The 5,878-nt window shown below is 39.2% G+C and carries 7 protein-coding genes; 4 read left to right on the top strand and 3 right to left on the bottom strand.

Translation table 11 applies throughout. The features are described from left to right. On the top strand, positions 1-402 hold a 402-nt coding region (locus HMPREF0381_RS03330), incomplete at its 5' end, for an RNA-guided endonuclease TnpB family protein (protein ID WP_008750461.1). A 183-nt stretch (positions 403-585) separates the two neighbouring features. Here the strand turns inward: HMPREF0381_RS03330 and HMPREF0381_RS03335 are convergent. From HMPREF0381_RS03335 to HMPREF0381_RS03345, 3 genes are read right to left on the bottom strand one after another with little or no spacing between them, the layout of a single operon-like run. Further along, a complete protein-coding gene (locus HMPREF0381_RS03335; protein WP_008750462.1) occupies positions 586-1,233 on the bottom strand; it encodes a 3-oxoacid CoA-transferase subunit B in 648 nt (215 codons plus the stop codon). Then, entirely contained in the window at positions 1,230-1,880 is a 651-nt protein-coding gene (locus tag HMPREF0381_RS03340; RefSeq protein WP_008750463.1) for a CoA transferase subunit A, read from the bottom strand. The genes HMPREF0381_RS03335 and HMPREF0381_RS03340 overlap by 4 nt, the downstream gene beginning before the upstream one ends. A gap of 2 nt (positions 1,881-1,882) precedes the next feature. Further along, the gene (locus HMPREF0381_RS03345) at positions 1,883-3,064 is read right to left on the bottom strand and encodes an acetyl-CoA C-acetyltransferase (protein ID WP_008750464.1); all 1,182 of its coding nucleotides are present in this window, start codon (positions 3,062-3,064) and stop codon (positions 1,883-1,885) included. A 482-nt stretch (positions 3,065-3,546) separates the two neighbouring features. Here HMPREF0381_RS03345 and HMPREF0381_RS03350 point away from each other — a divergent pair, with 482 nt between their 5' ends. From HMPREF0381_RS03350 to HMPREF0381_RS03360, 3 genes are all read left to right on the top strand, one after another. Then, complete coding sequence (locus HMPREF0381_RS03350) at positions 3,547-4,323, top strand: enoyl-CoA hydratase-related protein (RefSeq protein WP_008750465.1); 777 nt, start codon at positions 3,547-3,549, stop codon at positions 4,321-4,323. A gap of 71 nt (positions 4,324-4,394) precedes the next feature. Then, positions 4,395-5,234, top strand: coding sequence for a 3-hydroxyacyl-CoA dehydrogenase family protein (locus HMPREF0381_RS03355; RefSeq protein WP_008750466.1), 840 nt, complete (start codon positions 4,395-4,397; stop codon positions 5,232-5,234). A gap of 218 nt (positions 5,235-5,452) precedes the next feature. Next, a partial coding sequence (locus HMPREF0381_RS03360; RefSeq protein WP_008750467.1) for an acyl-CoA dehydrogenase family protein occupies positions 5,453-5,878 on the top strand: 426 nt, incomplete at its 3' end.

The following is a 5,878-nucleotide window of genomic DNA, read 5'->3' on the forward strand; positions in this document are numbered from 1 at the left end:
CAAATAGCACTATGCCATGAGAAAATAGCTGATACAAGAAAAGATTATCTGCATAAGATTTCAAGCGAAATTATAAACGAAAACCAAGTGATAGTTTCGGAAAACTTACAGATAAAAAATATGGTAAAAAATCATAATTTAGCAAAATCTATAAGCGATGCATCATGGTATGAGCTGACAAGACAACTGGAATATAAGTCAAAATGGAACGGCAGAAATTATATTAAGATAGATAGATTTTATGCAAGCAGTCAGTTATGTTTTAGTTGTGGATATAAAAATACAAATGTAAAAGATCTAAAAGTAAGAGATTGGATATGTCCTTTCTGCAATACAAAACATGATAGAGATATCAATGCGGCAAAAAACATATTGGCAGAAGGATTAAGAAAAGTAGTATAAGAAAAATGATAGGGCAGGGACTGCCCGAATTAACGCCTGTGGAGATAGTAGGTTGCGAGGTCAGCGAAGCAGGAAGCCCATAGGCTTTATACTATGGGTAGTTCACGTGTAAAGCTGATTTCGGTTTAAAAAGAGGGATATGACTATAAGCATATCCCTAATATTATTAAGGTGACATTTGAATTAAAATGTCTTTAAATCTTTGGCAACCTTTAGAGGTGCTTTTGTTTTTGAAATAACTTCATCCAAGCTTACACCCTCAGCTATCTCTTTAAGTACAAGACCGTTATCTGTAACCTCTATTACAGCCAACTCTGTAACAATTTTATCAACTGCATGAATAGCGGTGGTAGGGAATACAATATTATCTAAAATCTTCGGTGAACCGTCTTTTGCAGTATGTGTCATAGCGACGATCACCTTCTTTGAACCTGCAACAAGATCCATAGCACCGCCCATACCTGAGACCATCTTGCCGGGGACTATATGACTTGCAAGATTTCCATGTGAGTCAACCTGTAATGCGCCTAAAACAGTCATATCTACATGTCCTCCACGAATGATTACAAATGAAAATGCACTGTCAAAATAAGAAGCACCCGGAAGTACGGTAACACATTGACCTCCTGAATTAACCAAATGCTTGTTTGCTATGTCCTTAGAGGCTAACGGACCCAGTCCCAGAATACCGTTTTCTGACTGTAATGTAATATCTACACCGTCAGGAACATAGTCTGCCACCATGGTAGGAAGTCCGATACCTAAGTTTACAACATCACCGTCATGTAAATCACATGCAACACGTCTGGCAATTTTCTCTTTTGGTGTCATTTTCCACCTCCTACAAGATAATCTACAAATATGTAAGGAACTGCAACATGCTCAGGTTGAATGCCGCCTATAGGAACTATAAGCTCAGTGCTTGCAATTACAATGTCGGCAGCTGTTGCCATAATTGTATTGAAATTCCTTGTCGTTGCTGCAAAATAAAGATTTCCTTTTTCATCAGCTATTGTAGCTCCTATAAGTGCAAAATCGGCTCTTAGAGGCTTCTCTAACAGATAATCTTTTCCGTCGATATTTAAAACCTGTTTACCCTTTGCTACTTCTGTACCTACACCTGTAGGTGTGAGTACACCGCCAAGGCCTGCACCGCCTGAACGTATCCTCTCTGCAAGAGTACCCTGTGGGCAAAGCTCCACTTCCATAGTGCCGTCCTGCATTTTCTGACCTGACAGAGGATTTCTGCCTATATGTGAAGTAATCACTTTCTTCACCTGATCATTTGCAATCAATTTACCTATACTTGTAGTAGGTGTATCAGTATCATCACAAATAATTGTCAGATCTTTTACTCCCTTTTCAATTAATGCATCAATTAAAGGATCAGGTGTGCCGCATGCAAAGAAACCTCCTATCATAACGGTTGCACCGTCATTGATATTTGCGATAGCGTCTTCGATTGAAACTATTTTCATCTTTATTTTCTTTCTACAACAATTGCTGTACCCATACCGCCACCGATACATAGTGTGGCTAAGCCGCATTTTAAATCTCTTTTTTGCATTTCATACAGTAGAGTTGTAAGTATTCTTGCACCTGATGCACCGATAGGATGTCCAAGTGCAATGGCACCGCCGTTTACATTGGTGATTTCCCTCTTGAATCCAAGTTCATTACATACTGCAATAGCCTGTGCCGCAAAAGCTTCATTTGCCTCGATAAGTTCAAGATCATCTACAGTTACACCGGCCTTTTCCATAGCCTTTTTAGATGCCGGGATTACGCCAAGTCCCATTACACTGGGATCTACACCGCCTGAAGCATAGCCCTTAATAGTAGCCATAATAGGAAGCTTCAGCTCAAGTGCTTTTTCCTTGGACGCAATAATGAACATTGCCGCACCGTCATTGATACCTGAAGCATTGCCTGCTGTTACTGTACCGTCTTTCTTGAATGCCGGTTTCAGCTTTGCAAGGTTTTCTATAGTTGTATTGAATCTTGGGAACTCATCTGTATCAAATACCTTCGGGTCACCCTTTCTTTGTGGGATAACTACAGGAACTATCTCATCTTTGAATCTTCCGGTTTCAATAGCGACTTGAGCTCTTCTTTGACTTTCAACTGAGAACACATCCTGATCCTCTCTTGAGATGCCCTTTTGTTCAGCGATATTTTCTGCCGTCACACCCATGTGATAATTATTGAATACATCCCAAAGACCGTCTGTAATCATCTCATCTACCAATGTCTGATTGCCCATCTTAACACCGAATCTTGCTCCTCTTAAGATATACGGTGCATTGGACATACTCTCTGTACCGCCTGCCAATATAATATCGGCGTCACCTGCCTTGATAATCTGAGCTGCAAGTTCAATAGTTCTAAGACCTGAACCGCAAACTTTATTTACTGAAAAAGCGGGAGTGGTATTTGGAAGACCTGCACCAAGTATCACCTGGCGGGCAATATTTTGACCCAGACCTGCACCAAGTACATTTCCGACTATGGCTTCATCAATAAGAGAAGCATCAATACCGGCACGCTCAATAGCTCCCTTTGCTGCTGTGACACCAAGCTCTACTGCACTTACACCTGCTAATGAACCACCGAAACTACCCATTGCTGTTCTTGCGGCGCTAACTATAACTACTTCTTTCATGTTTATTACCTCGTCATTCTATAAAGATAAAAATGAACAATACTTAAGAGTGTTCCCGCCCTGTATTGTTAAACATATGTACCTCTTATAGCATACCATAAGTTTGATAATTTATCTACCCTTTTGTTATTAAAAATAACTATAAAAAAAATAGTATACTGTCATATATATATTTTTTAAACAATATGACATAATATATAGATATGTAGGTATGTAAAAAATACTCCAGAGCGGTCAGATTTATACCGTATGTGAATAATAAAATAGATAGCAAAATAATTTTGCTCAATTTAAAATAAGAAAATTAATACTTTTATTCAAAGATGTATTTTGTATACAAGAAAATATTTATGCAAAATATATATAAGGCTTAGTAAAAAAATTGATTGAATGTCAGATACATATATGTTATATTTTTATCAGAGAGTTTTACCATGTCAAATACGATTTACGGACATGCAATATTGATAAGGAGGTATTTTATGGGTTTTGTAAGATTTGATGCGGAAGGTGCAGTCGGCATTGTTACTATTGACAGGCCGAAGGCACTTAATGCTTTGAATTCTGAAGTGTTATCTGATCTTGAGGCATGCTTTGACGGCATTGACACAAATGTAATAAGAGCGGTTGTACTTACAGGTTCAGGTGATAAGTCCTTTGTAGCCGGTGCGGATATTGGAGAGATGAGCAATCTAAGTGTAGCTGAGGGTGAGGCATTCGGTAAGAAAGGAAATGATGTATTTAGAAAGATTGAGATTTTCCCTGTGCCTGTAATAGCGGCTGTAAACGGATTCGCACTTGGTGGCGGATGTGAGCTTGCAATGAGCTGTGATATCAGAATCTGTTCTGAGAATGCTGTATTCGGACAACCTGAGGTGGGACTCGGTATTACACCGGGATTTGGCGGTACTCAAAGACTTGCCAGAATAATAGGAATAGGTATGGCCAAGCAACTTATATTTACAGCAAGAAATATAAAGGCACAAGAGGCACTTAGACTTGGTCTTGTAAATGCTGTGTACACAAGTGAAGAACTTATGGTACAGGCTAAGAAAATGGCGGATGTAATAGCCGCCAATGCTCCTATAGCAGTCAGAGCGGCAAAGAAAGCTGTCAATGACGGGCTTCAGGTAGATATTGATAAAGCCGTTACTATAGAAGAGAAGTTGTTTGGCAGTTGCTTTGAAACTCATGACCAGAAAGAAGGTATGGGTGCATTTATGGAAAAGAGAAAAGAGAAGAATTTTACCAATTCATAAGATTTTAAGAGATTAAAGCTGTAAATATTTAAGCTTAATAAAACGTTTTTTTTAAGAAAGGAAGTAAAAAGATGATAGTTGGTGTTATCGGTGCAGGTACAATGGGTTCAGGAATTGCTCAGGCTTTTGCTATGACAGAGGGATATGAGGTCAGACTTTGTGATATTAAAGAAGAGTTTGCACAGGCGGGTTTTGCAAAGATTCAAAAGAATATCAATTTCCTTGTAGGTAAAGAAAAGATTACAAAAGAGGCGGGAGACAAGATTCTTTCAAAGATAAAAGTGGGACTTAGCAACATTTGCACAGATTGTGACCTGGTTGTTGAGGTGGCACTTGAGAAGATGGAAGTTAAGAAAGAGATCTTTAAGGAGCTTGAGAATATCGTTCCGAAAGATTGTATATTTGCTTCAAATACTTCATCACTTTCCATCACAAAGATTGGTGAAGAACTTGACAGACCTGTAGTGGGTATGCATTTTTTCAATCCGGCAGACAGAATGAAGCTTGTTGAGGTAATCGGCGGAGAGAAGACTCCGGCAGAGCTGGTTAAGAAGATTGAACAGATAGCGGTTGAGATTGGAAAGACACCTGTGCAGGTTAAGGAAGCTCCGGGATTTGTAGTAAATCGTATCCTTATTCCGATGATTAATGAAGCAATCAATGTATGGGATGCAGGTACGGCTGATGCGGAGGGAATTGATACGGCAATGGTTTTAGGATGTGCACATCCTATGGGTCCCCTTCACCTGGCAGATCTTATAGGACTTGATATTTGTCTTGCCATTATGGAAGTTATTCACAATGAGACCGGAGATGACAAGTACATACCGGCTCCAAAGTTAAAAGAGCTTGTAGCGGCAGGTAAGCTTGGTAAAAAGAGCGGAGAAGGAATTTTCTCTTATAAGAAATGATATTTTAAGAAATGATATTTTAAGAAATAATATTTTATAAAAAAGCAGTTCTCTCCCCCTTTCACAAACAGTGATTGGGGGATAAGCTTGATAATAGATACAAAAGGCGGGTTTGTATTTACTATATAAAGGTGAAAGAAAACTAAGAAAGGATAATGCAAACAAAGACTTTCACTATTTAAGTTTGCACTTGGATTTATTCAAGTAGGGTAGTATTCATGGATTTTACTTTAGACAAGAAACATGAGATGGCAAGAACCCTCTTTAGGGAGTTTGCCGAAAAGGAAGTAAAACCTCTTGCAATAGAGGTAGATGAAACAGAAATATTTCCAAGAGAGACCGTAAATAAGATGGCAAAGTACGGTTTCCTTGGAATTCCTGTAGCAAAGGAGTTTGGCGGTCAGGGAGCCGATCCTCTGGCATATGTTATGTGTGTAGAGGAAATCGCAAAAGTATGTGCTACAACGGCTGTTATTGTTTCCGCACATACATCACTTTGTGCCGACCCGATTGCTATGTACGGTACACCGGCTCAAAAGGAGAAATATCTGATTCCGCTTGCAAAGGGTGAGAAACTCGGAGCTTTTGCACTTACAGAGCCTAATGCCGGTACAGATGCACAGGGAGCGGTTACAACGGCAACG

The organism is Lachnoanaerobaculum saburreum DSM 3986 (genome assembly GCF_000185385.1).
GTDB lineage: Bacteria > Bacillota > Clostridia > Lachnospirales > Lachnospiraceae > Lachnoanaerobaculum > Lachnoanaerobaculum saburreum.